Origin of the sequence: Microcystis sp. M_QC_C_20170808_M3Col (assembly GCF_007095505.1) — a bacterium.
GTDB lineage: Bacteria > Cyanobacteriota > Cyanobacteriia > Cyanobacteriales > Microcystaceae > Microcystis.
Genome location: NZ_SFBY01000277.1, coordinates 1 through 2,505 on the forward strand (window position 1 = coordinate 1; position 2,505 = coordinate 2,505).

Genomic DNA, 2,505 nt, shown 5'->3' on the forward strand with positions numbered 1-2,505 from the left:
ACTATCAAGCTTATGGTGCAGTGGCAGGAATAGAAATAGACGAAGGAGTAGATCGTTATGCCTATAAACAAGGTTTATTTGTGATTAAACCATCGGGAGAAACGGTAGAAATCATTAATGATTCTGGTTTCGAGCCTAAATTATGGTAGGGTGATCTTGTCACTTTACAAAGTATTAAACTTGAATTTGCGATCGCTGATCTTGATCGTAGGATAGATTAGAGTAAATTAATTAAACTTGAGAAGACATCCGAAAGCCCCCCTACCTAACAAGGCGATCGATCCTATTTGACTTATTGACAATTATCTCATTTTTAACCAAGCAAAAATATCAGCAACTGTTAAACTTATCTCTATTTTCTCTAATACGGGTAAGGTTTCCTCAGAATTTAAATAATAAACCTTGGGAGTCTGATTCGCTTTAAATACTAAAATAGAACGATCATCAGGGACAATTAACCAGCCTAATTGACAACCATATTCTAAACAATGAATAATCTTATCTATAACAGGTGTCATGGCTTGATGAGGGGATAATATTTCTATAGTCCAGTCGGGAGGAAAAGAAATGGCCGTATTTTCTGCCTCTCCTTCTTCATTGTAGGGAATTTTATCCCAGAAAACCACCGCAATATCAGGCACGATGGACTTATTGCCAAAATTACACCTTAATTCGGGTAATGCTAAAGCAATTTGTCCTTTTTCTGCCACAGAGTCAATCTTGCTGGCTAACTTTAATTGCAGACGACTGTGGTGGAGTTGAGGCATAGCTTTTTGGTGAATTTCTCCGTTAAGATATTCCCATGCCGGAGAATCATCTATATAAGACTCTTTGAGGAATGATTCTAGAGTTATTGACTTAATTTGAGTAGTAGTCATCACGCATTTAAGATATTATTCCCCATCCTAGCAAAATAACCTTAATAATAACAGTAGCATAGGCATCCTGCTTGTATATCCATAGTACAGGCTAGAAGCCTATACTACATCTCTATTGTGGCATAGATTAAGGGTTCAATTTATTATAAAAAACTCTGAGAAGTCCAAGCAAGTTCTGGACTAATAAGATTAAATAAAATAGCTAGTAATTCCGCCTGAAATCGACTAACTTTTTGTTCAATTTTATTACTTTTTCCAAGTTTTTTTGTCTCTAAAATCCAAAATTATCGTAATTTAATCTTACTGATAACGTGCATTGTCGGATTAATTTCATTGCCTCAGACTAATTAGTTATTGATTAAGGTTGATATCTTCAGCATAGCTATAAACTTCGATGCCTAAACTTTGGGCAACAGTTAAAGCAGTAGGATCAACCATTGGGGAAATGACAATTTTACGGTTGACAATGCGTTGATATTTTTGTTGATAAAATTCCACTTTACGGCTGAAAATATACAAATCTGCCTTACTCATAGAAGATTTAATTTCACAAACGATCACTAAGCCATTTTTAATGATAACGTCAAATTCTACTTGATCCGGTCTTCCAAAAACCAGACCATCAGGATCATAATCATTAATATTTAATACTTCTACCCCGAAGGAATCTTGTAAAATAGCCGCTAACCCATTGCGAAAACTCGCTTCAGAAAAGAGTCCCCAACGAGAGCCTAAGGCCCCAATAGTGCTATCATGTTTTTTATTCATCTTTTTGATTTCCTCTAAAGTTTCTCGATTTTGTTGATATTGTTCTTCCCATTTCCGATTACTTTCTTGATTTTGTTGACGTTGTTCATCCCATAGCCGTCTTTGTTCATCCCATTTTTGAGATTGTTCTTCCCGATCGCGCTGTAATTCGTCTAAAATCCGATCTACTCTGTTTTTAAATTCCTCAAACTTCTGATCTGTCTCTTTTTTGGGTGAATAGTAGTCAGAAACGGTTCGCAAGATAAAATCCCGAATACTTGCATCTTCGGCCAGAATACTCGGTAATTGTTCTCTAATTAGGACTTTTATCTCAGCAGAATTGGTCATCTTAATCCACCTCCAGCCTATCTAATTCTAATCATAGTCGGTTTTTGCAGAAAATTGCCCATAGTTGTAGAACAGGCATCTTATCTGTTGAGTATTTACCCTCCTACAAAATCAGTTAAACCTTCCTCAAAATCAAATTTACTTAACACTACTGTAAAAAAGTTATCTGAGCATTACGGAAAGACTAAAGGGTGCTGTGTGGTTACCATCCATTTATTACAGGCTAGAAGCCTATACTACTGGAAAACAGTAGCACAGGCATCTTGACTGTTGACTGGGTTTTATTCCTTGCGCTGGCGAGATAATGCCCCTAATACACCCACTGTCACTAAACCTAAGACAGTACCCGGTTCGGGAACAGCGGCAGTGGTAGTGTTGCCTAAATTGTAACGAAAAGACGCGCTTGACAATGCGGTATTGTAAAGTTTCAATACAAATATAGTCATATATAGCCAGCCATGGTAATATGTGAACACGAAACTATCAGACTAGGCAAAAAAAACAGGAATAAGTTATCGAACGGCTTGGAGGT

Annotated in this window: 3 protein-coding genes; all 3 read right to left on the minus strand. The window is 36.7% G+C overall.

Going from position 1 to position 2,505, the window contains the following annotated elements; all coding sequences use genetic code 11:
- Positions 1-302: 302 nt before the first annotated feature.
- On the minus strand, positions 303-878 hold the full coding sequence (locus EWV84_RS12550; RefSeq protein WP_287078246.1) for a Uma2 family endonuclease: 576 nt from the start codon (positions 876-878) through the stop codon (positions 303-305).
- A gap of 351 nt (positions 879-1,229) precedes the next feature.
- Complete coding sequence (locus EWV84_RS12555) at positions 1,230-1,973, minus strand: PD-(D/E)XK nuclease family protein (protein ID WP_287078247.1); 744 nt, start codon at positions 1,971-1,973, stop codon at positions 1,230-1,232.
- A gap of 281 nt (positions 1,974-2,254) precedes the next feature.
- Positions 2,255-2,419, minus strand: a complete 165-nt coding sequence (locus EWV84_RS12560) for a PEP-CTERM sorting domain-containing protein (protein WP_287078249.1) — start codon at positions 2,417-2,419, stop codon at positions 2,255-2,257.
- Positions 2,420-2,505: the final 86 nt, after the last annotated feature.

Coding starts and splice junctions, on each gene's coding strand:
- EWV84_RS12550 (WP_287078246.1), bottom strand. CDS start 878: ATGACTACTACTCAAATTAAGTCAATAACTCTAGAATCATTCCTCAAA.
- EWV84_RS12555 (WP_287078247.1), bottom strand. CDS start 1,973: ATGACCAATTCTGCTGAGATAAAAGTCCTAATTAGAGAACAATTACCG.
- EWV84_RS12560 (WP_287078249.1), bottom strand. CDS start 2,419: ATGACTATATTTGTATTGAAACTTTACAATACCGCATTGTCAAGCGCG.